Genomic DNA, 24,159 nt, shown 5'->3' on the forward strand with positions numbered 1-24,159 from the left:
AAACCATTAAGATTGGTTAAGGAAGGAAGAATAATTAAGGGTAAATCTAAAGATTTTTTAAGCCATACTTCCTAAAGCAAAGCTCAACTTAATATTCTTAAAATCTTAAAGCCGCTTAATGGTTCAGATTTTTATTTCCCACAGATCACGCCGATTACACAGATTAAAAGAATAGTGTAAACTTTTGCTAAGTCTGTGCGAGGTTATTTTTTAAAAGAAATATTCGGTGATCTGGTACCAAACCGCTGAAGTGAGAAAGCCCACAATGATACTGAATCCGATAATCAGGTTGGTGAGTTTGGTATTCAATCTGAACTGTTCTGCAATAATACTGGAAGTAACCACGGTAGGCATCGCAGCCTCGAATACGGTAATTTTTGCTACGTCACCTTTTACATTCAAGAGTAAAGCCAGTCCCAGCACAATAGCCGGGGCCAGGATCAGTTTATACAACATGGAAGCAGACATCTGCGGAATAAGTTTTTTCCAACCGTTGAATTTAAGCTGAAGTCCCACAGAAAATAACGCTAATGGGCTTACTGTGGCTGCGAGCTTATCAAAAAACGGTTCTGCGGCAGAAAAATCTATAAACTGCGATAAGACCAATGCTGCTACACATCCTATCAGCGGAGGAAATGTAACCAGTCTTTTGAGAATAAATACAGCACTTACTTTTCCCGACCTGCTGCCTCCCTTCACCGCAGCAATAATTCCTAAGGTAGAAAGCGCTAAAAACATGGTCTGATCGCAGATAATGGCAATACTTAAGAGACCTTCTCCATAAAATGCACTGATCAGGGGAAAGCCTATAAACGAAGTATTGCTGTAGCCGCTTGTCAGTTCGAGTGTGCTTCTGGAACGCCTTGAATAGCCTTTGCTTTTGCTGTAAAACATCATGAAAAAGAAACAGAAAACAGCGATCAGAAAGGTGGCTGCAATGGGAAACAGCATTTCGGTTGTCCATTTTACTTTGGGCAGATATTTAAATGAAACAGCAGGCAGGGCAAGATAAAGGATCCAGGTATTAATGCCTTTGTGGGCATCGGGATGGATAGATTTTGTTGCTTTGAAAACCATTCCTGCGATAATGCACACTGCAATCAGAACAAAATTTACCATAGGATTTAAGAAATATGATGCAAAGTTACGGCTGATTTTTTAGTTGGGAATAGAAAAATTAAGTTTTTTAATATGTTACGCGGAAGGATTGTTCTGGGTATTTTGTTGGGATTTCGCAAAGTTGCGAGGATATTTTAACGGATACTGTTTTTAAGGCGCGGAGATTTTATCTGCGATAAAATTTGATTGGAGTGTAATTAAATTATAAACCTCATAGGTTTTGAAAACCTATGAGGTTGTTTTTTTGTTGCCGCAGATTTTTCGGATTCTGCAGATCCTTTTATTCATTTACAGATTTTAATTGTTTATCACATCCCACAGGCTCAACACTTCAATTTTATCAATAGATTTGGAAAGTTTAATTCTTTTTGAAGTATGGGGAAGAAGATCAAAGAAGTTATCGCTGAAGTGGGTATCTCCTACCAGATAAACGTCTTTGGCCAAAACATTTGTAGAAATTTCAATCTCATCAGATCCTATTCTTTTGATTTTAATGTCCGGTTTTGTAAGCTCCAGATCTTTAGGTTTGGAAAAGAAATGCTGATTGACTGCAATACTATTTCCGTCTTTATCTTTTAACGTAAGTTGTAAAAAGACTTTATTTTTGTCAGATTCCGGAATAAGATCTTTAATTTGAAGAGGATCGAATTTCAGCATACTTTCCAATGATTTTTCCTTTGAAACCGCTTTGATCTTTTTTATCGTTTTACCATCAAAACGTACAGCTTCTATTTCTAAATGAATTCCGTTGAAAGCCTTTAATCCATCATTAACAGCATAAAAATGTAAAAGTCCCTGCTTCTCTTCTGCCAGAATGATCTGCTGCTCAAAGCTTCTTTTCATCTGGTAGTGTAAAGCTTTCCAGTTTCCTAAATAATCAATGGAAGACCAGGAAACAACAGGCCAGCAATCGTTCAGCTGCCAATATAAAGTTCCCATATTGTAAGGTTTTGCACGGCGGTGGGCTTCAACGGCAATTCTCATTCCCCTCGCCTGCAACAGCTGGGAAACATAGTTGTATTTCACAAAATCTGCCGGAATTTTATAATCTCTTTTGAGGTATTCATTGATGATTTCCCAACCTCTGCTGTGCTTTTCATGCGCTTTGATGACCGGATTCTGTACGTTGAGATCGGGAACTCCTGAAAACATAGATTTTACAGCTTCCAGAGTTGGCATTCCCTGAAAACCATATTCGGACATGAACCTGCCTACCTTTTCATTAAAAATCTCAAACGGCTGCTCGCCCCACCAGACGCCCCAGTAATGGGAATCTCCTTCCGTAAGGCTTTCTTTATGCCCCCATCCAATGGAAGGAGAGCTTGGCCAGTATATATTTTTGTCCGCGGTAAGATTTTCTTTTAAAGTATTGGGAATCAATTCATGGAAGAGTTTTTTATAATCTTTCCAAACCTGCAGTGAATCTGCTTTTGAATATTTGAACTGCTTTTGGTAACCCCAGTTGACGATGGCTTCATCCACTTCATTATTTCCGCACCACAAAGCAATAGACGGGTGATTCTGAAGTCTTTCCACCTGATCTTTCACTTCTTCTTTTACATTCGTTAAAAAAGCTTCATCAGCAGGATAAAAACTTCCTGCAAACATGAAATCCTGCCAGACCAGAATACCGTTTTCGTCGCAGGCTTTATAAAATTCATCATCTTCATAAATTCCGCCGCCCCAGATACGGATCATGTTCATATTGGCATCCTTCGTATCTTTGATCAGCTTCTGGTACTTTTCTTTGGTCATTCTTGGTGAAAAACTGTCTCCGGGAATCCAGTTGGTTCCTCTGGCGTACAGTGGTTTTCCATTCACTTTAAAATAAAACGATTTTCCCGCTGCATCTTTTTCCTGAACCAGTTCTACCATTCGTAATCCGTATGAAACCTTGGAATCATGAACAATCTTACTTCCTTTGTCTGTAAAAAGACTGATCCTCGTCGTAATCAATTCCGGATTTCCCCATCCATTGGGCTGCCACAGTTTCGGATTTTTTATTTTATAGGGAACGGATATTTTATTGAGTCCTTTTTTAAGATGAAAGCTGCGTTTTCCTTTATTTAAATTAATTCCAACGGTATATTCTCCTTCTGCATCTGCCCATATCTGGATATTAAAATAAATTTCGGCTAAAGCTTCTGTCAATGTATGCTGTTGAATCTGGATGTTTTTGACTTTTGCTTTATTCCAGAATTCCAGTTTTGCATCTTTCCATATTCCGGCAGTGACCAGTCGCGGGCCCCAATCCCAGCCAAACTGATACTGTGCTTTTCGGACAAAGCTTCTGGGGGATTCCGGCATGGTAAACGGAACTTTTTTAGCTAATTCTTTTCCTTCTGTTACTGCCGATCTGAATTTAATCAACAAATCATTATCTCCTGCTTTCAGATAGTCTTTTACAGGAATTTCCCACTTCCTGAACATATTGTCTGTTTTCTTCAGCAGTTTTCCGTTCAGATAAATTTCTGAAAAAGTGTCAAGACCATTAAAAACAAGATCTATATGCTGGTTTTTGAGTTCTTCCGATGAAGTTTTAAAGCGGGTCTGATAGTCCCAGTCTTCATTTTCTATCCCCAGTACTTTTTTTTCATTTTCATCTTTGAAGGGATCAGGAATGATCTTATTATCCATGAGATCAAGATGTACCGTCCCTGGAATTTTTGCAGGCAGCCAGCTTTGTTCCTTTGCATTTCTGAACTGCCATTTTTCTGAAGATAAATTCCGTTCTGTGATCTGTGCAGTCATTGTATTCAGAATAAAAAGTACAATAAAAAGGATAAATCTATTCATTAATGAGTTTGTTTACAATTCTGTGAATCCCATATTTGATGAGTTCGCTGTTAAAATTTATCAGTAGTCCAAGCTTAAGATCAGTCAGTTTTAGGTAGGTTAAAACCTGAGAGTGAAAAACAGGATTCAGATCAAAGACGGCTTTTACTTCAATGATCACCTTATTTTCTACAATTAAATCAATCTTATAAGCATTTTCTACTATAATTTCTTTATACTCTAAGGGTAAGGAAATTTGTTGTTTTACCTCCATCCCCAGTTTTTTCAATTCATACGCCAGAGCGGTTTCATAGGCATTTTCTAATAATCCAACTCCAAGATTTCTATGAACTTCAATCGCAGCTCCTATTATTTTGTAGGATAATTCGTTTTCTGTCATTCATTTGTGTTTTATATTTTGAATTTTAATAAAATGTTTTTTTGACGCAAAGTTTCATTGTAATACTTGATATTTTGAGGTGGCAAAGACGGAATCAATTATCATTGATTCGATTAAGCGAACGTATTATCCATTCGCTTCATCACGACGCAGTCGAACTCTTTGCTTTCCTTTAAATTCAGCATTGTCTAAAGTAAAACTTTGCGTCAAAAAAAATATAAAATTTAACGCAAAGTTTCATTTTCATACTGTATATCCTGAGGTGGCAAAGACGAAATCAATTATCATTGATTCGATTAAGCGAACGTATTATCCATCAGCTTAATCACGACGCAGTCGAACTCTTTGCTGTCCTTTAAATTCAGCATTGTCTAAAGTAAAAACTTTGCGTCAAAAAAAATATAAAATTTAACACAAAGCTTCATTCTAATACCGCATACCTTGAGCATGCAAAGACGAAATCAATTATCATTGATTCGATTAAGCGAGCGTATTAAACCACTCTCTTTGCTTTCCTTTAAATTCAACGCGGTATGAAAGAAAAACTACTCATTTTTCAAAGCGATCACTTCATCCGGGTTTGCAAAAGCTCCGCCATCCGTGATTGCCGAGGAATGAAAATAGCCTGCATGGGTAAATGCTCTGATCTCTTCAATATTGGTAGATCTAAGGCCGCCACCAATCAGTATTTCGATTCTTCCAGCTGAAAGTTCTACCAGTTTTTTCAGGTTTTCCTTACCTTCTGAAACATTAGGTTTCTGGCCTGAAGTGAGAATGGTTTTAAAACCGCACTCAATTACTTTTTCCAGGGAATTTTCAAGGTCAGCTGCTCTGTCAAATGCTCGGTGAAAGGTACATGGAAGTGGAGCTGCCATTTCAACCAAAATTCGGTTCTGTTCTACATTAACCTCATCTTTTTCATTTAAGATTCCAAAAACAAAACCGTCTATGTTAAGGGATCTCAGTGCTGTCAGTTCCTTTTTCATCTGTTCAAATTCAGATTCTGAATAGGTAAAATCTCCTCCTCTCGGGCGGATCATGACAAAGATTGGTATATTTATTTTATCTCTGAGTTCTTTCGCGGTGTTAAAATCAGGGGTTGTTCCGCCTTCACTCAATCCGTCACATAATTCTATTCTGTCTGCTCCGTTTTCAAATGCAATCACTGCTGATTCGGGATTGAAGCATGCTATTTCTATTTTTGACATTTTATTTTCCTTATTTATTTTTTAATCTTACTGAAGAACATCTGCAATGAGAAAACTGTTTTCTCCCGATTCTACCTTTATTTTAACAGGATATTCTGCCTTTAGGTTCTTATCGGAAAGGACTACATCAAACATCTTGTCCTCTTTGTTTTCCGAGATCAGCTCACATTTTGATACTTTTATCTCATCCCAATCCTGTCCGGTTATTAAAAATCCGGAACCGATTCCTGCTTTAGCGGTATCAAACCTGCCTTTCCATTTGCTTTGAAATTCTTTTTCAGAAAGGCTTCCATCAACATCCATATCGACATTCATAGCATCGGTTTTATAATCATAGTAATCCGGGGTCGTTATCTTCTGCATCATTTTGTCTGATGCTCCCAGATCAGCTTTAAAATAGTTTTCCATACTTTTCATCAGCCATTTTTTTGCTTCTTCGGACTTATCCGGTTTGTCTTCTGCAATGACTTTGTGGGAAGGTTCCTGTTGGGCTGAAACCTGTTTCTGTTCTTCTTTGCAGGCTGTTATTATAAGCAATAACGCGATGACTGCTTTTTTCATATTCTGACTGATGTTTTTATATTTTGGCTAAAGACATTTGAATGTATGTATTTGAGAACGGGCTAAAGCCCGTCCCCATTGAATTTTAAAAAGTATATGATTATTTCAATGCAAATTCCGGCTTTTCCAGACGGTTTCCTTTCTGATCATACACGGCATAGTTAAATCCATCCTGAATACAGTATGAACCGTATTCTCCTTTTTTATTTAATGCAATAAAACCGACCTGTATATCTTTCAGGTTTTTATTTCTTCTCTGGGCAATTTTTACAATTCTTTCAACCGCTTCTTTGCAGGCCTGCTGAGGATTCCGGCCCTGTCTCATCAATTCAACGACCAGGTGGGTTCCAACGGTGCGGATCACTTCTTCACCATGACCGGTAGCGGTAGCCGCGCCCACTTCATTATCTACAAATAATCCTGCGCCGATAATAGGAGAATCTCCTACCCTGCCATGCATTTTAAAGGCCATACCGCTGGTAGTACAGGCTCCGGATAGATTTCCTTTCGCATCCAGTGCGATCATTCCAATGGTGTCATGGTTCTCAATATTGGCAACCGGCTTGTATTCACTGGTTTTCAGCCATTCTTTCCACTCTTTTTCCGAATCGGGAGTGAGAAGGTTTTCTTTTTTAAATCCCTGTGATAGTGCAAACTGTAGTGCTCCGTCTCCAACCAGCATGACGTGAGGTGTTTTTTCCATCACTGCTCTGGCCACTGAAATAGGGTTTTTAACATATTCCAGGCAGGCTACCGATCCAATATTATAGTTTTCATCCATAATACAGGCATCAAGGGTGACTCTTCCATCCCTGTCCGGACGGCCACCGTAACCAACACTTCTTTCAGCAGGGTCCAGCTCTACCAGACGAACTCCTTTTTCCACTGCATCCAGAGCTCTTCCGCCTTTGCCTAAAATAGTCCAGGCTTCTTCGTTGGCTTTCAGTCCGAAATTCCAGGTGGAAAGAACGATAGGTTTGCCAACGGTTGTATTACGATCAGGAAGTTCCGAAGCCATAAGATCCAGAGGATTTACAGCCAATGCCAGAGATGCGGCGGCAGTTTTTTTAATGAAATTTCGTCTACTTTGCATATGAGATTATTAGGCTTACAAATTAATAATTTTCCGGCTAGCATAAAAGGAAAAAGACCACGACATCGAAGCCGTGGTCTTTTTTTATTTTTTACAGTCAAAATGATCAATTGATTTAATTTATTTACTGACCATGTGTTTTATTAATCCGCCCCAATTTCATCAACAAAAAGCCATGCTTTTGAATCTGCTCCGGGGTTTCCTGCAGGAATAATTCCGGCATTTTCTACTTTAAGCCTGATGTATTTTGAATTCTGGTTTCCTACGTTCAGTTTTATTTTCCCTTTTGCATTTTGGATTTCATCTTTACCAATTTCTTTGATCATTTTAAAATTCGTACCGTCATCAGAAATAAAGACCTGTGCAGATTTAGCCAGATGAATCCAGCTTCCTTTGTTTTCTAAAGTATTAAAGTAAACCTCTGAAAAGCTTGTTTTCTTTCCGAAATCAATGGTTGCAACTACATCTTTTCCCTGAAATCCCAGCCATGTCTTGCCCAATTGTCTGGTGTTTCCGATAATTCCGTCTACCAGAGTAAAGGCTCCTCCAAAAGAATAATTTTCGCTCGGCTGCTGTTCCAGTGTGATTTTTTTTCCGGTTGTTTTTGAAACTTTAAATTCCTGTGTAGAAACGGCACTTTTCAGTTTTCCGTCTTCAAAATAGGCAGATTTAATGATCAGAGATTTTGATACGGGAATCCCTCCTTTATAAACCTGTGAATTCATGGAAGGTTCGGTACCGTCTGTTGTGTATCTTATTCCTTTTGGATCCTGTGATACGTTCAGTTCATATACCACACCGTTGTCTGCCGGAATTACTTTTCCGGAGATATTGTAAATGCTTTTGGCGTAATTGACATTCATTTTGTCCAGCACTTTGAACTGGCTGATGACCCTGTTTTCAAATTCTTTGTAGTTTTTGGGATCAGATGTTCCCCATCCTACTTCGGAAAGTGCCATCAGTCTTGGAAATATCATATACTGAACCTGTTTAAAATCTGTGATATATTCTGTCCATAAATTAGCCTGAACGCCCATAATATATTTAGCCTGTTCAGCATTCAGTTCGGAAGGAATGGGATTATAGGAATAAATTTTATCCAACGGTGTAAAACCACCAAAAGCATTTGGTTCAGATTGTGGATCACCCTGATAATGGTCAAAATAACAATATGCACCCGGCGTCATCACGGCAAAGTGTCCGGATTTTGCCGCTTCAATTCCTCCATTTACGCCTGTCCAGCTCATCACTGCTGCGTTTGGAGCCAGTCCGCCTTCCAGGATTTCATCCCAGCCAATGATCTTTCTGCCTTTACTGTTCACATATTTTTCAATTCTCTGGATGAAATAGCTTTGCAGACCATGTTCGTCTTTCAAATTATTTTTTTTAATCAGTTCCTGGCAGTGGGCACATTCTTTCCATCTTGTTTTCGGGCATTCATCGCCGCCGATATGGATGTACTGCGATGGAAATAATGCAATAACCTCATCCAAAACATTTTCAAGGAATGTAAATGTTTCATCTTTTGGACAGAAAACATCATCAAAGACACCCCATTTCGTCGCAGATTCAAACGGTCCTTTGGTACAAGCCAGCTCCGGATAAGCCGACAAAGCGGATAAGGCATGCCCTGGCATTTCAATTTCCGGCACAACTGTTATATGTCTTTGCTGGGCATATTTCACGACATCTTTGATCTGCTCCTGAGTATAAAAATATGGACCATAAGGTTTTCCATCAAAAGTATTGTCTACGTAAGCTCCGATCATTGATTCTTTACGTTTTGAACCAATCTGCGTGAGTTTCGGATATTTTTTTATTTCAATTCTCCATCCCTGATCATCCGTCAGATGCCAGTGAAAAGTATTCAGCTTGTACATGGCAAGATAATCGATGTACTGTTTCACCTCATCCACCGTGAAGAAATGGCGGCATACGTCCAGGTGCATCCCACGCCAGGCGAATTTTGGATGGTCCTTTATTTCCATGGCCGGAATTTCCTTGTCATTCTTGTGTTCTTCAAACAGCTGTATCAGTGTCTGAAGGGCAAGAAAATAGCCTTGTTTTGTACTGGAACTGATCAATATTCTTTTCGGAGAAATGTCAATAGAATAAGTTTCCTTATCTCCATCAGCATTTACCGGAGTTTTTGGCTGGGGAATCTGCATATACATTAACTGAGCCTCAGCCGCATTGCTGCTGAATTTAAACTGAACGGATGAACCGAGACGTTTTTTTAAGTATTCAGTCTCTTCTTTGGGAAGTTTGTCATTCAGTATCAAAGTTTCAGGAATGATAAATTTTCCCTGCTGTATGCTTACACTTTGAGGGTAAGGAATTAAATTCGGCTTCTTCTGAGCAGAAAACATCGTGGAAAAAAGAGCAGAAAACATAAAAAGAAAACGTCGCATTGATTAAGGATTAAGGTTTAAGCTAAGATAAATATTTTCTAAAACTCCCGGGTCATTTTTAACCTATTAAATAATAAAACATCTAAATTTGCAAAAAATACAATGAGAAAAAACATTCTTTTTGCGGCAGGACTCTTATTTTCAGTTTCCGCACAGGCACAGCTTTTAGACATAATCAAATCTACAGTGAAAAGCCAGACAGGGGTTGACCTTGAAAACCCTTCAAAGCCTAAAACTTCCACAACTGCTGCTACCACTACAACAACTCCAACTAAAAGTTCTTCTGTAAATCTGGGAAGCCTTACCTCATCGCAGATCTCTTCCGGACTCAAAGAAGCTTTAAGCATGGGAGTAACAGATGGAGTAAAAAAACTGGCTTTAACAGACGGTTTTTTGAAAAATGAAGCGGTTAAAATCTTAATGCCGGAAAAGTTAAGAAAGATCGATACCACACTCCGTTCCTTAGGAATGGGAAGCCTTGCTGATGAAGGGGTTAAATTATTAAACAGAGCTGCCGAAGATGCGGTAACGGAAGCTGCTCCTATTTTCACCAAAGCCATTACTTCAATGACTATTGCTGATGCTAAAAATATTCTGCTGAGCAGTGATAATGCAGCCACCAATTATTTACAAACCAAAACACAGAGCCAGCTGTTCACCGCTTTCCAGCCGAAAGTAAAAGCTTCACTGGGAAAAGTAGGCGCAGATACAGTCTGGAAAAACCTGATTTCAAAATACAATACGTTTACAGGACAATCTGTAACGACCGACCTTAACGAATACGTTACGACAGAAACCATCAATGGGGTTTTCAAAATGGTCGCTGAAAAGGAAAGCAGAATAAGAAATACGCCTGCCATGAGAACAACTTCTATTTTACAGAAGGTTTTTGGAGCTCAGGATTCGAAATAGATGTTTGTTGGCTTACAACTAAGATTTTTAGTGATGCCATACCGAGGCAATGTATCTTCAACTATATTTCAGTATTAGACAAATTTAAGCATAAAAAGGCTGTTTTGAGAGATTGAAACAGCCTTTTTCTTTTGCCTTGAAGCAAAAGAAACAAAAATTGTCTCCATAAAGTCGACGAATGATATTTCAAGACCGGGAAACTTCCGCTAAAAATAAATTCTGTTCACTAAAAATTCTAAAACTTGCGCGGATGTACTGTTGCTTTTTCGTTTCAACAGCTGTCCCGCGCTTCGGACAGTAGAATTTTCTTAACGTTCACAGCATTTATTTTCTTAACGCTCCATTTTCCTATGTCGGTTTTGTCGTAGCTGGAAATATTAATCTTTGTAAAAATCTGTGCTAATCTGTGTAAATCTGTGGGAAATATGACAATAAACAAACTTTTTTTATCCTATTATTCTTTTGTCTTGAAACAAAAGAAGCAAAAATTGTCTCCATAAAGTCGACGAATGATATTTCAAGACTGGGAAACTTCCGCTAAAAATAAATTCTGTTCACTAAAAATTCTAAAACTTGCGCGAGTTCAATATGGGTTATTCGATTCAGAATAGGTCTCGCGCTTCAGACAATAGAATTTTCTTAACGTTCACAGCATTTATTTTCTTAACGCTCCATTTTCCTATGTCGGCTTTGTCGTAGCTGGAAATATTAATCTTTGTAAAAATCTGTGCTAATCTGTGTAAATCAGTGGGAAATATGACAATAAACAAACTTTTTTTATCCTATTATTCTTTTGTCTTGAAACAAAAGAAGCAAAAATTCAAGACCGGGAAACTTCCGCTAAAAATAAATTCTGTTCACTAAAAATTCTAAAACTTGCGCGAGTTCAATATGGGTTATTCGATTCAGAATAGGTCTCGCGCTTCAGACAGTAGAATTTTCTTAACGTTCACAGAATTTATTTTCTTAACGCTCCATTTTCCTATGTCGATTTTGTCATAGTTGGAAAATCAATCTTTGTAAAAATCTGTGCTAATCTGTGTAAATCTGTACTTGAAAAGTTTGCCCAATCTGCAAAATCTGCGAGCGTAAAACACTTGTGGGAATACTTTTTTACATGATATAAAAAAACCTCGCTATCGGCAAGGTTTATTGTATTTAGAATTGCATTTCAGGAATTTCACCTTCAATGATCAGATCTGCTTCTGTAGATTTTATGATGTGTTCCACTGAAACGCCCGGTGCTCTTTCAATAAGTTTGAACCCAGCCGGAGTAACGTCCAGTACAGCTAATTCGGTTACGACTCTCTTCACGCAGTTGACCCCTGTAAGCGGAAGGCTGCATTTTTTCAGGATCTTGCTTTCTCCTGCTTTGTTCACGTGCATCATGGCAACGATAATGTTTTCTGCAGAAGCCACAAGGTCCATTGCTCCACCCATTCCTTTGACCATTTTTCCGGGAATTTTCCAGTTGGCAATATCTCCGTTTTCGGATACTTCCATGGCTCCAAGAATAGTAAGATCTACTTTCTGACCGCGGATCATCCCGAAACTGAAAGCAGAATCGAAAAATGAACCTCCCGGCAGAATGGTGATGGTCTGTTTTCCGGCATTGATGATATCGGCATCTTCTTCTCCTTCGAAAGGAAACGGCCCCATTCCCAGAACTCCGTTTTCACTCTGGAATTCTACGGAAATACCATCCGGGACATAGTTGGCAACCAAAGTAGGAATCCCGATTCCCAGGTTTACATAATAACGATCTTTCAGTTCTTTTGAAATTCTTTTGGCAATTTGTTCTTTTGTAAGCATAGTAAAAACTTAGACTGCAATTTAATTCTTTTCACTTGAATACAAAAGGGCTTTGTGATTCAAAATTAGTGATGCCGGATTTCAGGTATGAGGCTAAGGTTGAGGTAAAGGCTGAGAGAGACTAAGAAGGCGATCTGTATTTTCAATATTAAAACATTATAAATCTTTCACTCTTATACCCGTATCCCATATTCAGAAACGCTCAAACTCTCCGACACTTAAACCCAAACCCCGTAACTTAAAGCCTCCAGCCATGTAATATTAATTTTTTTAACCCAAACTCACCTTAATACCATAAGTCAAAATAATATCTCTAATTTTGCAACATTATTTATCAGAATGAAAATACTTTTAAGATATCTCAAGCCTTACCAATGGCTGATTGTCATTTCTTTGCTGTTGGCAACCATTAATCAGGTTTTTTCTTTATTTGCGCCGGCTATTACGGGTAATATCCTGGATCAGCTGGTTACGCATCCTAATTTTTTCGATAAGGAAAAGCTTTTACCCCGTAATCTGAACGAATATTTATACGGGAGCGAAGCCTATCACGGTGCTTTCTATTTTTTGGGACTGCTGATCGGAACTGCGATGATAAGCCGTATTGCCAAGGCTTTTCAGGATTATGCGGTAAGTGTTATTACCCAAAAATTTGGAGCGAAAATCTTTACAGACGGTCTGAAACATTCCATGGCGCTGCCTTATCAGGAATTTGAGGATCAGAGGAGTGGTGAAACCTTATCTATATTAACGAAAGTAAGGGAGGATTCTGTAAAATTCATCACCAACTTCATTAATATTTTCTTTGGAATTTTAGTCAGTATTATTTTCGTTTCCGTGTATGCCATCCGCCTTCACTGGTCGATTATGCCGGTTTATATCTGCGGAATTTTTCTGATCGCCTTTATCACCAACTTACTGAGTAAAAGAATCAAAGTTATTCAGAAGAATATCGTATCGGAAACCACATCTTTGGCCGGAAGTACCACGGAAAGCTTAAGGAATATTGAAATTGTAAAGAGTTTAGGATTAACCAATCAGGAAGTTATCCGTTTAAATAACAATACGTATAAAATTCTCGGGCTGGAACTCAGAAAGGTTAAAAGCATCCGTTCTTTGAGCTTTATTCAGGGAACAATGGTGAATTTTCTACAGCAATTGATCACATTAACCTTGTTGTATTTGATCTTTAAAAATATTGTAACTCCCGGACAATACCTGTCTCTGATGTTTTATGGATTCTTTATTTTCGGACCGATGCAGGAAATCGGGAACATCATTATTTCTTACCGTGAAGCTGAAGCCTCACTTCAAAATTTTGATAACCTGATGAAAAAAGATGTGGAAGAAAAGCCTCTGCATCCGAAACAGATCGGTGCTATTGAAGAACTGGAATTCAAACATGTATCTTTCAAACACCAATCAGCCCAGTATAAAGCATTGAATAATATTTCTTTTGATGTTAAAAATGGAGAAACCATTGCTTTTGTGGGACCAAGCGGTTCGGGGAAAAGCACCCTGGTAAAGCTGCTGGTTGGGCTTTACAGGCCTCAGGAAGGCAATATTTTCTACAATACGATCAACGGGAAAGAATTTGATTTTGATGAACTGAGAAACCAGATTGGTTTTGTGACCCAGGATACCCAGCTTTTTGCCGGAACCATCAAAGAAAATCTTCTTTTTGTGAATCCAAATGCTACGGAATCTGAACTGGCTGTTGCTTTGGAAAAATCAAGCTGTACCGCATTACTGGAAAGAGCGGAAAAAGGAATTGAAACGGTGATTGGTGAAGGCGGACTGAAATTAAGCGGCGGGGAAAAACAAAGAATTGCTATTGCCCGAGCTCTTTTAAGAAAGCCTCATTTACTGATTTTTGACGAGGCCACTTCAGCGCTGGACAGCATCACTGAAGAGGAAATCACATCTACAATCAAGAATATTTCAAAAGAAAGAGAACAGATCACGGTTCTTATTGCTCACCGTCTGAGTACGATTATGCATGCAGACAGAATTTATGTTCTTGAACGCGGACAGGTCGTGGAAATGGGATCTCACGAGAATCTGATTTCTGAAAAAGGATTATACTACGCCATGTGGCGGCAGCAGATCGGGGAAAGAAAAACCCTCAATCCGCAGGCATAAAACAAACAAAGCGCTGAAGATAACTTCAGCGCTTTGTTTTTATTGTAAAAATTCCTGGTTAAAATCTGTTTTTGAACGATTAAGAGTTTAAGAGGATAAGTTTAGTGAAGATGAATCATTCTGATTTTTTAAGCTGTACTCTTCTTAAAGCAAAGCTCAACTTCATATTCTTAATAACTTATTTCACCTTAATGGTTCAAAATATAAAATTTTAAACAAGTTTATCATTAAACTATTCTTTAGTTCTGACTGTTCTCTGCTCGATTCTTTTTTCAAATTTCTCGCCCTGGAATATTCTCTGGATCATAATTCCCGGAATGTGAATCTGGTTGGGATCAAGGGTTCCCACTTCTACCAGCTCTTCAACTTCAGCGATGGTAATTTTTGCAGCACCTGCCATCGGATGGTTGAAATTCCTTGCCGAACCTTTGAAGATCAGGTTTCCGGCATGATCGCCTTTCCATGCTTTTACAATTGAGAAATCTGCGTTGTAGGCATGTTCAAGGATATGAGGTTTTCCGTTAAAATCTTTCACCTCCTTCCCTTCTGCGATCTCTGTTCCGTAACCTGCAGGTGTATAAAAAGCAGGAATTCCCGCCTGTGCCGCTCTGCATTTTTCTGCTAAAGTTCCCTGTGGTGTCAGTTCTACTTCCAGCTCTCCAGACAGCATCTGTCTCTCAAATTCTGCATTTTCTCCTACATAGGAAGAGATCATTTTTTTGATCTGTCTTTTCTGAAGCAGCAGTCCTAATCCAAAATCGTCGACGCCTGCATTGTTTGAAATACATGTTACATCTTTCACATCGCTTTCTACCAAAGCATTTATTGAGTTTTCAGGAATACCGCACAGACCGAATCCGCCCAGCATTAAAGTCATTCCATCTTTAATTCCTTCGATGGCTTCCTTTGCATTTTTTACTCTTTTATCTATCATGAAATATTAGATTTTCTGTCCGTTAAATTTAATCATTTTTCTCATATCTACAGTACTCAGGAATTTATTTGAATTCTGATCTAACTTTTTGCGTATTTTGTTATCATAGTTGGGAACATCCTTCACAAGCAGAAAAGTTTTAAACGATTATCAATATTAAATGGAAAAAAATACATTCACTAAAGCCGGAGACCTTTTTTACGTGATCTGCAGAATCTGCATCGGACTGTTCTTTTTTATTACCGGATTGAATAAACTTTTCCATCCTGTTTTCCAGGGTTATATGCTTAAAACCATCAGCAGCTTAGGCTTTTCCAATCCTCAGTTTATGGCCGATTTTGTGGCTTTTAACGAAGCATTCTGGGGACTTCTTTTATTATTGGGGTTGCTGACGAGATTCAGCTCGCTGTCGTTAATTGTCATTATGCTTGTGGCTTTGGTCACTAAAGATCTGCATTCCATTCCTACCGAATTGGTTCCCATTGATCCTGCTGTAGGAACGCGCTCTATGGACGGTTTCACATGGCTTACGTACTTCTTTTTTCTGCCACAGGTTCTGTTTATTATGCTATTGGGAATGTTTTCTCTTTACGGATATAAAGCTTTCGGAATCGACCGATGGATACACTGGAGAAGGAAATAATCATTATTCATTTACAAAGATCATTCTACCTGATTTTCTGAAAAATTCCGTGATTTTACGGTGGTTTTCAGCTTGAAATTTCATTTATTTCTCATCAATTTGACTTATATTTGACATGATAAAATCAAAGGTTGGCTTATTTCAACCGGGATCATCACATCAACAAAATATTGAACGCAATTTGTATGAAAAAAATTTTCTCTGCTAATCCAGCAGTTTCTTCTCTGTGCCGTGTTTATTTCCGGAATATTTTAACTCAACACCCTATTTTAAAAGCTAAATCATTTAAACTATCATAAAAACATGAAAAAATTATTTACTTCAGCAGTTCTTGCCCTGTTTCTAAGCATCAGCATCAGCGCTCAGGAGAAGATCTATTTTGATGAAAACTGGGAAAAAACCACTCAGGATAAAATGGAATTTTACCGGGAAACTGAAACCAAAGGCAAGCTTACCCTGATTAAAGATTTCTATAAAAACGGAAAGCTTCAGATGGAAGGCCTTGCTTCGGATGCTACACCGGGCAGCGAAATTTATGACGGTAAAGTAACATGGTACAGCCCTGAAGGCAAAATCGTAAGCTCAGGTACCTATTCGGAGGGGAAACAGATAGGACCTTCACAGACTTATGATGATAAAGGAAGGCCTTTGGAGGATCTGGTTTATAAAGCAGACGGCACTTTTAAGGGAAAAATGTACACTTATAAAGATCCGGACGGCTATTCTCTTTTTAACAGCATCACGACTTATGAAAGCTCTGATTCTTTTAAAACCATCGCTTATGATGAAGACATCAAAGGGATCCGTTATGAAATTACTACAGACAGCAGCGGTAAGTATGAAACTAAATATTACGGTGATAAAGGAAAACATATTGGCACCAGTAATTCCGGCAGCGCGGATGAAACTATTCTGGTAGAATATTATTTTAACCCAATGAAGGTTTCCAAAATTGAAAAGTACAAGAGCGACGGAACTGTAAAGGAAGGAGTTACCTATTCAAAAAGTGGAAAAATCCTTCAGGAACAGAAAATGAGCAAAAAAGACGGCTATAAAACAACCTATGATGAAGCCGGAAAAAAATTAGGAAACCTAACCTATGTATATGACAAGGAATCGAATGTCTATACGCCTCAGGATGGTGAAGATTATCAGTACAACAGTGAACTTACCGGTTTTTCTACCATTGATATTTATAAAAACGGTTCTCCTATACTGAATAAATTTTTTGATGACAACGGAAAACTGTCTTCTGAAAATGTATTAAAAGATGGTTCAATACAGGAAATCAAATACTATTCCCCGGACGGAGGACTGAAAGGGACGTTAACCTATAAAGATGATCTGCCCTATAACGGAACGGTGTATGACGGCAATATGGGTGAGCAGCAATATAAAGACGGTATTCTGGTATATTCGAAATCATTTGGTGAAAACAAAAGAGTAAAATCAGAGAAAAAGCTGAATACCAAACAAACCGGGTACGATTCAACCATTTATGATGATAAAGGAAGTGTTGTCTATACCTACAGCCAGCCTTTGGAAGAAGCGGAAGGTTTTACAGCCCAGATTGTGCAGTATGTGAAAGGAAAGCCGGGAAATAAAGCTGTTGTAAAAGACGGTGTTCTTCAGAGCGGAAAAATCAAGTATAAAACCGAGTCTGGGTTAAAAGAAATAGAACGCAGCGGAAAATGGCTGCTATTGAAGTTTTATAATCCTGAAGGAAAGCTTGTTCAGGATTCAAAACTCCTTGCAGATGCTGAACCTCAGGATCCTTATACTGCTTTTAGCGCGACTTTACAGGAAGCTGATCTTCTGTATGATTTCTAAAATATTTTAAATTTCAATAAAAAACCGGCTGTTTGTAATGGTCGGTTTTGTTTTTTCTAAGATTTTAAACGGTTTATGTATGTGTGATTTTTTAAACACGAATTTCACAAATGTTTTTCACGAATGGCACAAAATCTTTGACATGATGGTGCTATTTGTGAAATTATTTGTGCTATTTGTGGTAAAAAGAAGATGTTCATTTGACGCAAAGAATGATTTATTATGCTGTAGATTGAAGCGAAGCAAAGAGGAAATCAATCTTCGATTGATTTGACGAAGCGAAGTGTCTGAGTGCATAAAAAAATCTGAGAAATCTGTGGAATCTGCGGGAAAATATTCAAGTAAAGAATGATTGAATATACCGAAATTTATCCTCAGCATTATTTTTTTCTGTTCTGTTGGATAATGAATTTGTTTTAAATTTTTATTGGTAAAAAGCATTAAAAACTAAACTAAAGTGTAAAGCTTATTTCAATTCATTTAGCTTTTTTTGCATTTAAAACTTAAACTGCTATGAATGAAGAATTTTGCTCAAACTGTCAACAAAATTTAAAACCTAAGAGAATAGACGGACGTTACATTCTCCATGAAATTGAACACGTTTTACATTTTGAAAGAGGTATTTTATATACGATAAGAGAATTACTGATAAAACCCGGAGAAAACATCAGGCATTTCATCAGTGAAAACAGAAGCAGGCTTGTGAAACCGGTGATATTTATTATTGTCACCTCACTGATTTATACGCTGATCAATCATTTTTTCCATATTGAAGCAGGCTATATAAAAATTGACGGTGGAAAAGATCAGCAACTCAATGCTATTAACAGCTGGGTTCAGGGGCATTACGGATATTCCAATATTATAATGGGTGGGTTTATTGCTTTCTGGTTAAAAATATTTTTCAGGAAGTATGATTACAATTTTTTTGAAATATTAATTCTGCTATGCTTTATTCTTGGAATGGAAATGCTGATGTTCTCGGCTTTTGCCATTTTGGAAGGAGTGACGAAATTTCATCTCATGCCGATTGCCGCCGTGATTGTGTTTGCCTATTTTTCCTGGGCTGTAGGGCAATTCTTTGATAAATCCAGAGCAGCCAGCTATTTTAAAGCCCTTGCTTCCTACGTATTGGGAATGATCACGTTTGGTATTTCGATCATGATTTTAGGAGCTTTAATGAACCTAATCGTACACCATTAAAAAGTAAAAGCGATGATTATTGTTATTTGTATTTTCCTGTTCCTGTTTATATTACATAAAAAAAGCAGGAAATAAATTTCCTGCTTTTTCACGATATTGTTAGAATCTTACTGTATTACCAGTTTTAAAGTAAATAATTTTCTGGTGTGAACTTTCACGAAATACACTCCTTTCGGAAGGTTTTCATTCACTAAAGAGAAGCGCTGGTTATTGATATTCTTTGATTCATACAGCAGTTGTCCTGATGCTGAAACAAGTTCAATCTTCTCAATCGGGTAATCACTCTTAATGAAGGTTGGTTCGCCCGGTTTTGTAGGATTAGGATATAAAACTACATTTTTCTCGGTACTTTTTGCTTCATCCGTTCCCAATGTTCCGGCTGTTACCTGGAACTGCTTTCTGTTGGATACTTCCGTATAGGAGTCATTCGTAAACATCACCATATAATAATTACCCGGAGTGGTAGGAAGTGCTGTTCCCTGAATTGTTTTTGTTCCCTGGGTAACCCCGTCAAAGTAAGTATAAGAAACAAAATTATCATCCGGTGTCTGAATGCTCTGAGGATAAATTCCCAGCCAGTCTTTGATAATTCCCGGAGAATCCGTCCATGAAGCTGTAATATTTTCACCTAATGTATACACCGGCTTGTTGATCCACAGTTCCGTTACAATATCCCCTACTTTAAAGAATACTTTATCTCCGATTCCTGTATATCCGTCTTCAAGCAGGTACTGGGCGTAGTAATATCCTTTCGGAAGCCCTGTGAAATTCAATGTTCCGGAAGGTGTTGTCACGTAGCTCCATTTGATAGAAGTATTCGTTCCCGGTGTCTGGCCCATTTTATAAATCCCGATCCAGTCTTTCACTAAATTCGGTCCGTTGCTGTAATTAATAACCACTGTTCCGCCTACCGGATACGTATCTGCGGTAGTCTGAAGCTGTACTTTCGGGCCTACATAAAAGCTTTTTCTGCCTGTAATTTCCGTGTAGCCTCCATTCGCAAAGAATCCTGCGAAATACTGACCTTTATTGGCTAAACCATTGGTGAAAACTGCTGTTCCTGCGGTCTGTCCGTTCGTATAAAGGAAGCCTTGGGAAGTGGTTGCAGCAGGTGTCTGTCCTTTTTTGTAAAGTCCTACCCAATCCTGCTGATTTCCCGGACCACCAGTGTAAGTAGCTGTTATAGGCTCATTCTGTGTGTATTCAGTTTTATCTAAAACAAATGTAGGATTTGAAACCACACTTCCTGACACTTCAAACTGTTTCACATCGCTCCAGTCGCTCCATTCCAGGTTTCTGTCTCTGTATCGGACTTTTACGTAATATATTCCGTTTGAAATTGAGTTTGCTGCGATTGTTGCTTTGGTAATATCAACCCCGGCATTTAAATCTTTTGTTCTGTCCGGAGTTCCGTTTCCGTCTTTTCCGAACCAGTTTTCATAGTCACGGTAGAATTCTTTTTCAACTACAGAGAAATCAGGAGCTTTACTGATCATGAACTGTGTCGTGTTCAGAAGTTCGCCGTTGGATGATGCAAAGGCGCTTCCGTTCAGTGTAAGCGGCAGCGTTACCGGAGCTGTGAAAGTATTGCTTACACTCGGTTTCGAAGGCTTCGGCTGGTTTTTATATCGGTGGAAAGTATCTACAAGTTCATTGTATTTTCTGTTATAAACTCCCCCTATTGAATAGGATTCGATATCTACTTTTCCATTTTGTGTATCTACCTCTACGATCTGGTAAGTCCAGTCCGTCAGTGTTTTCTGTACATCATCAAAATCCTGCTCATTAGACATTCCCCAATACTGGTCCCATGCTGTACCTCCGGAAATAATCTGGTAATTCGGGGTATTTTTCAGCTGTCCTCTGTGGTATAAATGGTGGTGGGCTCCCACATGCATTAAATATTTATTGGAAGTCGTCAGTAAAGGAACCGCATTATTTCGTACCCATGTAGAAATATCTCCCACATACTGCTCTGCCTGGTAAGGCCTGTGGCTTAAAGAAATGATCCAGTCAACCGTAGGGTCATTATTTGCCTCAGTCAAAACCTGGGAAAGCCACGTCTGCTGGGCTGTTCCTGTATGTTCAGAGCTTAAACTTACAAACAGAACGTTTCCTGCCTGCTGGGCATAATAGTTTTCGTTTCCTGAAAAAATATTTTTGTATCCTATTTCATCAATATAGAAGTGGGCATAATAAGAATTCATCCCAAGGCTTCCATACGTCTCATGATTTCCTACCGTGGTCTGGATAGGAAGGTAAGGTGATAACTTGATGTTCTTTTTAAAGTGAACATTTTCATAATGATCCAAAGTTCCCACGTCTACCTGGTCTCCCACCATAAAAGTAAGGGCAATATTATCAGAAGGATCAGAATTGGCTCCGAATTTCTGTTTTAGTTTTTTGTAAGCATTCAAAGTCAGAGAATCATATCTAGGTTCCGCTTTGATCTGGTTGTCTCCCATGATCAGGAAACGTATTTTTCCATCTGCTGTTACTGGCTGTCCCGGTAATGGAAGTGTTCTGAAGTTGTAGACTGCCGATTCCGTAGTTCCGGTCTTTACCTTATAATAGTATTTTGTATTCGGCTGCAGGCCTGCAATTTTTGCAGTGTGGTAATAATAGTTGTTGTTATAACCTGTATCAGAGAAAATGTTTGTTGTTCCGGTAACCGTTACATTCAAATTGGCTGCAGAGGTTCCGTAGATTACTGTAGTTTCGTTATTGGAGGCTGTTTTCCAGTTGACGATCATTGAATTCGGCGTCGGATTCTGCAGATAAGGAAACAGGGTCTGCCCGAATGCCATCTGGACGGCAAAACAGAAAAAGAAGAAATAATGTTTCATAAAATTTTTACTTTTGTATAGATTTATTTTAATTTGTAAATCAGATCATTAAAAAAATTCTGAACTGATTTTTTAATTTCCGGCAAAAGTAGAATTCCTATATAAACTGTTCCTGATGGGAATTTAAAAGAACCGTTAATTTTACGGCCTGTTTTGGGTGAAAAAATTATTGTTTTTAGCACATTAATTATTTGGCAGAATCAAAAACTATTTTGTATCTTTGCGACCTGTTATTCAACCTCTGACGAAGAACGTGTAAGTTGCTTAGCTTTAACATTTTATTTTATTAAAAATGGATTTATTAAAGTACGTACAAGATCAGTACATTACTAAAAAAGATTTCCCTGAATTCAAAGCAGGAGACACAATTACTGTGTATTACGAAATTAAAGAAGGACAGAAGACAAGAACTCAGTTCTTCAAAGGTACCGTTATCCAATTAAGAGGTACTGGCGCTACAAAAACATTCACGATCAGAAAAATGAGCGGTGATGTAGGTGTAGAAAGAGTATTCCCTATCAACATGCCTGCACTTCAGAAAATTGAAGTTGACAGAAGAGGTAGAGTTAGAAGATCTAGAATCTATTACTTCAGAGACCTTAGAGGTAAGAAAGCTAGAATCAAAGATGCTGCTTACAAGAAAAAGTAATTCAGACAACAATACATACAAAAAGAGGCTATCTAATTCAGATAGTCTCTTTTTATTTGGGAGCTTCGAGAGCCTCAGCTCCCGATTACAGTTTTAATTTCAAGAAAAGTTACTCTTTATATTTGTTCTTTTGTCTTAAAATCACAGATCAACGTAGTCAAACAAAATGAACCAAACTTCAAGACTGGAATCTTTGTATTTCGAAAATAAGTGAAACGCCTTTGTTTATCTTAATCTAAAGCAATTAAAATCAGTTCTTAGTCTTTCCTTGTGTTTAATTATCGCAAGGCTAGACAAAGATTTTTTAATTAAGATAAACAAAGGCATTTCATTTAAAAAAGTAAAACAAAAAAAATACACTTAATTATCAACAAATTAAGATTAATATAATACACAAATATCTATTTAATAAAATCATATAAGGATGTGAAAAATTTCGGATAGACTTCAATATGAGGAAGGTGGCCTACGTTTTCGAGTTCAACTAATTTTGAGCCGGGAATTTCACGCTGGGTCTTTTTGCCCAGTTCCTGATACTGCCCCATTTTAGGCTGAAGTTCTTTGGGAGCTCTGTCCTTTCCTATGGCAGTTCTGTCCCTGGTACCGATGATAAGCAGCGTTGGTGTTTTGATATTTTTAAATTCGTAGCAGACAGGCTGGTTATAGATCATATCTGTGGTTAAAGCAGCATCCCATGCTACCTTCGGATAATCTTTATGAAGCGTCCATCCTGCAATGAGATCCAGCCACGGCTGATATTCTTCTTTCCACTTGTTGTCGTAGTAAAATTTAAGCTGATAGTTTTTATACGTTTCCGCAGTATTTTTCAGCTCCGACTGGTACGCCTTATCAATGGTCTGATAGGTTGCAAAGGCTTTATAATCTTCGAGCCCGATTGGGTTTTCCAGGATCAGCCTCTGAACTTTTTCGGGATAAAGAAGGGTAAATCTTGTGGCTACCATTCCACCCATAGAATGTCCAAGCACTATTGTTTTATCAATCTGAAGTTGATCTAAAATCGCTTTTGTATTTTCAGCCAGCTGCGAAAAAGAAAACTGGTAGCTTTGGGGTTTGGAAGATTTTCCAAATCCGATCTGATCCGGAATGATCACTCTGAACCCTTTTTCCGAAAGGTCTTTTGCCGTCTTTTCCCAATAGGCTCCGTTAAAATTCTTTCCATGGAGAAGCATGATCGTTTTTCCGTTTGGCTTTTGGGGTTTTACATCCATATAAGCCATTTTAAGATCGTTATGCTGAGATTTAAGATCCAGATAATGAACTTCATATGGATATTGATAATCGGACAGCATGGCATCCAGTGGTTTTATCTGCGAAAATAAGAAGGTGGGTACTGCAGCCAGCATGGTTACAGCCACTGCCTTTCTGAAATAGGTCATGAGCGGTTTGTTTTAGATATTAAAATTAGCATAGTTCGGAATAGGACATTTCTTATAATTTTGTCAGGAAGCCTGAAGCTGGAAAAGGGAAGTTATTGAAGTCCAAAGATGGAAACATTCCCTGGCTTTATTAATTTTTAAACTCTTCCAATCATTTAATCTTACCTGTTAACCCGAACTCAGGTTAAAATTAAAAAAACCGCTCCAAAAGGAACGGTTTTTAA

The 24,159-nt window shown here is 38.2% G+C and carries 17 protein-coding genes; 6 read left to right on the plus strand and 11 right to left on the minus strand.

Features of this window, described 5'->3' with window-relative positions; all coding sequences use genetic code 11:
- Window positions 1-210 precede the first annotated feature (210 nt).
- The 7 genes from JET18_RS18135 to JET18_RS18165 all read right to left on the minus strand — a co-directional run bounded on the left by JET18_RS18135 (window position 211) and on the right by JET18_RS18165 (window position 9,567).
- Complete coding sequence (locus tag JET18_RS18135) at window positions 211-1,119, minus strand: AEC family transporter (RefSeq protein WP_202093413.1); 909 nt, start codon at window positions 1,117-1,119, stop codon at window positions 211-213.
- A gap of 297 nt (window positions 1,120-1,416) precedes the next feature.
- The gene (locus JET18_RS18140; protein WP_202093415.1) at window positions 1,417-3,915 is read right to left on the minus strand and encodes a beta-mannosidase; all 2,499 of its coding nucleotides are present in this window, start codon (window positions 3,913-3,915) and stop codon (window positions 1,417-1,419) included.
- On the minus strand, window positions 3,908-4,294 hold the full coding sequence (locus JET18_RS18145; RefSeq protein WP_202093417.1) for a GxxExxY protein: 387 nt from the start codon (window positions 4,292-4,294) through the stop codon (window positions 3,908-3,910). Before JET18_RS18145 ends, JET18_RS18140 begins: the two co-directional genes overlap by 8 nt.
- 545 nt (window positions 4,295-4,839) lie before the next feature.
- Window positions 4,840-5,502, minus strand: a complete 663-nt coding sequence (locus JET18_RS18150; RefSeq protein ID WP_202093418.1) for a copper homeostasis protein CutC — start codon at window positions 5,500-5,502, stop codon at window positions 4,840-4,842.
- A gap of 27 nt (window positions 5,503-5,529) precedes the next feature.
- Entirely contained in the window at window positions 5,530-6,063 is a 534-nt protein-coding gene (locus tag JET18_RS18155; protein ID WP_202093419.1) for a hypothetical protein, read from the minus strand.
- A 100-nt stretch (window positions 6,064-6,163) separates the two neighbouring features.
- Window positions 6,164-7,156: an isoaspartyl peptidase/L-asparaginase family protein gene (locus JET18_RS18160; protein ID WP_202093420.1), complete on the minus strand. Its 993-nt coding sequence runs from the start codon at window positions 7,154-7,156 to the stop codon at window positions 6,164-6,166.
- 143 nt (window positions 7,157-7,299) lie between these two features.
- Complete coding sequence (locus JET18_RS18165) at window positions 7,300-9,567, minus strand: glycoside hydrolase family 20 protein (protein WP_202093421.1); 2,268 nt, start codon at window positions 9,565-9,567, stop codon at window positions 7,300-7,302.
- Between the two features lie 102 nt (window positions 9,568-9,669).
- Between JET18_RS18165 and JET18_RS18170 the strand changes: the two genes are divergently transcribed.
- Window positions 9,670-10,479 carry a DUF4197 domain-containing protein gene (locus JET18_RS18170; RefSeq protein ID WP_202093423.1) on the plus strand — a complete coding sequence of 270 codons (810 nt, stop codon included), beginning with the start codon at window positions 9,670-9,672 and terminating at the stop codon, window positions 10,477-10,479.
- Window positions 10,480-11,637: 1,158 nt separating this feature from the next.
- On the opposite strand, the gene JET18_RS18175 is transcribed toward JET18_RS18170, so the two are convergent.
- Window positions 11,638-12,291 carry a CoA transferase subunit B gene (locus JET18_RS18175; RefSeq protein ID WP_202093425.1) on the minus strand — a complete coding sequence of 218 codons (654 nt, stop codon included), beginning with the start codon at window positions 12,289-12,291 and terminating at the stop codon, window positions 11,638-11,640.
- 339 nt (window positions 12,292-12,630) lie between these two features.
- Here JET18_RS18175 and JET18_RS18180 point away from each other — a divergent pair, with 339 nt between their 5' ends.
- On the plus strand, window positions 12,631-14,433 hold the full coding sequence (locus JET18_RS18180; RefSeq protein WP_202093428.1) for an ABC transporter ATP-binding protein: 1,803 nt from the start codon (window positions 12,631-12,633) through the stop codon (window positions 14,431-14,433).
- A gap of 232 nt (window positions 14,434-14,665) precedes the next feature.
- Here the strand turns inward: JET18_RS18180 and JET18_RS18185 are convergent, their stop codons facing one another.
- Window positions 14,666-15,367, minus strand: a complete 702-nt coding sequence (locus JET18_RS18185; RefSeq protein ID WP_202093429.1) for a CoA transferase subunit A — start codon at window positions 15,365-15,367, stop codon at window positions 14,666-14,668.
- Window positions 15,368-15,527: 160 nt separating this feature from the next.
- On the opposite strand from JET18_RS18185, the gene JET18_RS18190 reads away from it, so the two are divergent.
- The 3 genes from JET18_RS18190 to JET18_RS18200 all read left to right on the plus strand — a co-directional run bounded on the left by JET18_RS18190 (window position 15,528) and on the right by JET18_RS18200 (window position 19,043).
- Window positions 15,528-16,010 carry a DoxX family protein gene (locus tag JET18_RS18190; protein ID WP_202093431.1) on the plus strand — a complete coding sequence of 161 codons (483 nt, stop codon included), beginning with the start codon at window positions 15,528-15,530 and terminating at the stop codon, window positions 16,008-16,010.
- 303 nt (window positions 16,011-16,313) lie between these two features.
- Window positions 16,314-17,840: a toxin-antitoxin system YwqK family antitoxin gene (locus tag JET18_RS18195; protein ID WP_202093432.1), complete on the plus strand. Its 1,527-nt coding sequence runs from the start codon at window positions 16,314-16,316 to the stop codon at window positions 17,838-17,840.
- A 513-nt stretch (window positions 17,841-18,353) separates the two neighbouring features.
- Window positions 18,354-19,043 (plus strand): DUF3667 domain-containing protein, encoded by a 690-nt coding sequence (locus JET18_RS18200; RefSeq protein ID WP_202093433.1) that lies wholly within the window; start codon window positions 18,354-18,356, stop codon window positions 19,041-19,043.
- Between the two features lie 107 nt (window positions 19,044-19,150).
- Here the strand turns inward: JET18_RS18200 and JET18_RS18205 are convergent, their stop codons facing one another.
- Window positions 19,151-21,889 carry a fibronectin type III domain-containing protein gene (locus JET18_RS18205; RefSeq protein WP_202093434.1) on the minus strand — a complete coding sequence of 913 codons (2,739 nt, stop codon included), beginning with the start codon at window positions 21,887-21,889 and terminating at the stop codon, window positions 19,151-19,153.
- A gap of 292 nt (window positions 21,890-22,181) precedes the next feature.
- Here JET18_RS18205 and rplS point away from each other — a divergent pair, with 292 nt between their 5' ends.
- On the plus strand, window positions 22,182-22,538 hold the full coding sequence (gene rplS, locus JET18_RS18210) for a 50S ribosomal protein L19 (protein ID WP_034704964.1): 357 nt from the start codon (window positions 22,182-22,184) through the stop codon (window positions 22,536-22,538).
- A gap of 401 nt (window positions 22,539-22,939) precedes the next feature.
- Here the strand turns inward: rplS and JET18_RS18215 are convergent, their stop codons facing one another.
- On the minus strand, window positions 22,940-23,935 hold the full coding sequence (locus JET18_RS18215; protein WP_202093435.1) for an alpha/beta fold hydrolase: 996 nt from the start codon (window positions 23,933-23,935) through the stop codon (window positions 22,940-22,942).
- Window positions 23,936-24,159: the final 224 nt, after the last annotated feature.

Source organism: Chryseobacterium endalhagicum (assembly GCF_016745235.1).
GTDB classification, from domain to species: domain Bacteria; phylum Bacteroidota; class Bacteroidia; order Flavobacteriales; family Weeksellaceae; genus Chryseobacterium; species Chryseobacterium endalhagicum.

What these genes read in the sequence shown, in the direction of transcription:
- JET18_RS18215 (WP_202093435.1), bottom strand. Translation starts at nt 23,935, where the DNA reads ATGACCTATTTCAGAAAGGCAGTGGCTGTAACCATGCTGGCTGCAGTA.
- JET18_RS18135 (WP_202093413.1), bottom strand. Translation starts at nt 1,119, where the DNA reads ATGGTAAATTTTGTTCTGATTGCAGTGTGCATTATCGCAGGAATGGTT.
- JET18_RS18165 (WP_202093421.1), bottom strand. Translation starts at nt 9,567, where the DNA reads ATGCGACGTTTTCTTTTTATGTTTTCTGCTCTTTTTTCCACGATGTTT.
- rplS (WP_034704964.1), top strand. Translation starts at nt 22,182, where the DNA reads ATGGATTTATTAAAGTACGTACAAGATCAGTACATTACTAAAAAAGAT.
- JET18_RS18145 (WP_202093417.1), bottom strand. Translation starts at nt 4,294, where the DNA reads ATGACAGAAAACGAATTATCCTACAAAATAATAGGAGCTGCGATTGAA.
- JET18_RS18175 (WP_202093425.1), bottom strand. Translation starts at nt 12,291, where the DNA reads ATGCTTACAAAAGAACAAATTGCCAAAAGAATTTCAAAAGAACTGAAA.
- JET18_RS18150 (WP_202093418.1), bottom strand. Translation starts at nt 5,502, where the DNA reads ATGTCAAAAATAGAAATAGCATGCTTCAATCCCGAATCAGCAGTGATT.
- JET18_RS18205 (WP_202093434.1), bottom strand. Translation starts at nt 21,889, where the DNA reads ATGAAACATTATTTCTTCTTTTTCTGTTTTGCCGTCCAGATGGCATTC.
- JET18_RS18160 (WP_202093420.1), bottom strand. Translation starts at nt 7,156, where the DNA reads ATGCAAAGTAGACGAAATTTCATTAAAAAAACTGCCGCCGCATCTCTG.
- JET18_RS18140 (WP_202093415.1), bottom strand. Translation starts at nt 3,915, where the DNA reads ATGAATAGATTTATCCTTTTTATTGTACTTTTTATTCTGAATACAATG.
- JET18_RS18170 (WP_202093423.1), top strand. Translation starts at nt 9,670, where the DNA reads ATGAGAAAAAACATTCTTTTTGCGGCAGGACTCTTATTTTCAGTTTCC.
- JET18_RS18190 (WP_202093431.1), top strand. Translation starts at nt 15,528, where the DNA reads ATGGAAAAAAATACATTCACTAAAGCCGGAGACCTTTTTTACGTGATC.
- JET18_RS18185 (WP_202093429.1), bottom strand. Translation starts at nt 15,367, where the DNA reads ATGATAGATAAAAGAGTAAAAAATGCAAAGGAAGCCATCGAAGGAATT.
- JET18_RS18195 (WP_202093432.1), top strand. Translation starts at nt 16,314, where the DNA reads ATGAAAAAATTATTTACTTCAGCAGTTCTTGCCCTGTTTCTAAGCATC.
- JET18_RS18155 (WP_202093419.1), bottom strand. Translation starts at nt 6,063, where the DNA reads ATGAAAAAAGCAGTCATCGCGTTATTGCTTATAATAACAGCCTGCAAA.
- JET18_RS18180 (WP_202093428.1), top strand. Translation starts at nt 12,631, where the DNA reads ATGAAAATACTTTTAAGATATCTCAAGCCTTACCAATGGCTGATTGTC.
- JET18_RS18200 (WP_202093433.1), top strand. Translation starts at nt 18,354, where the DNA reads ATGAATGAAGAATTTTGCTCAAACTGTCAACAAAATTTAAAACCTAAG.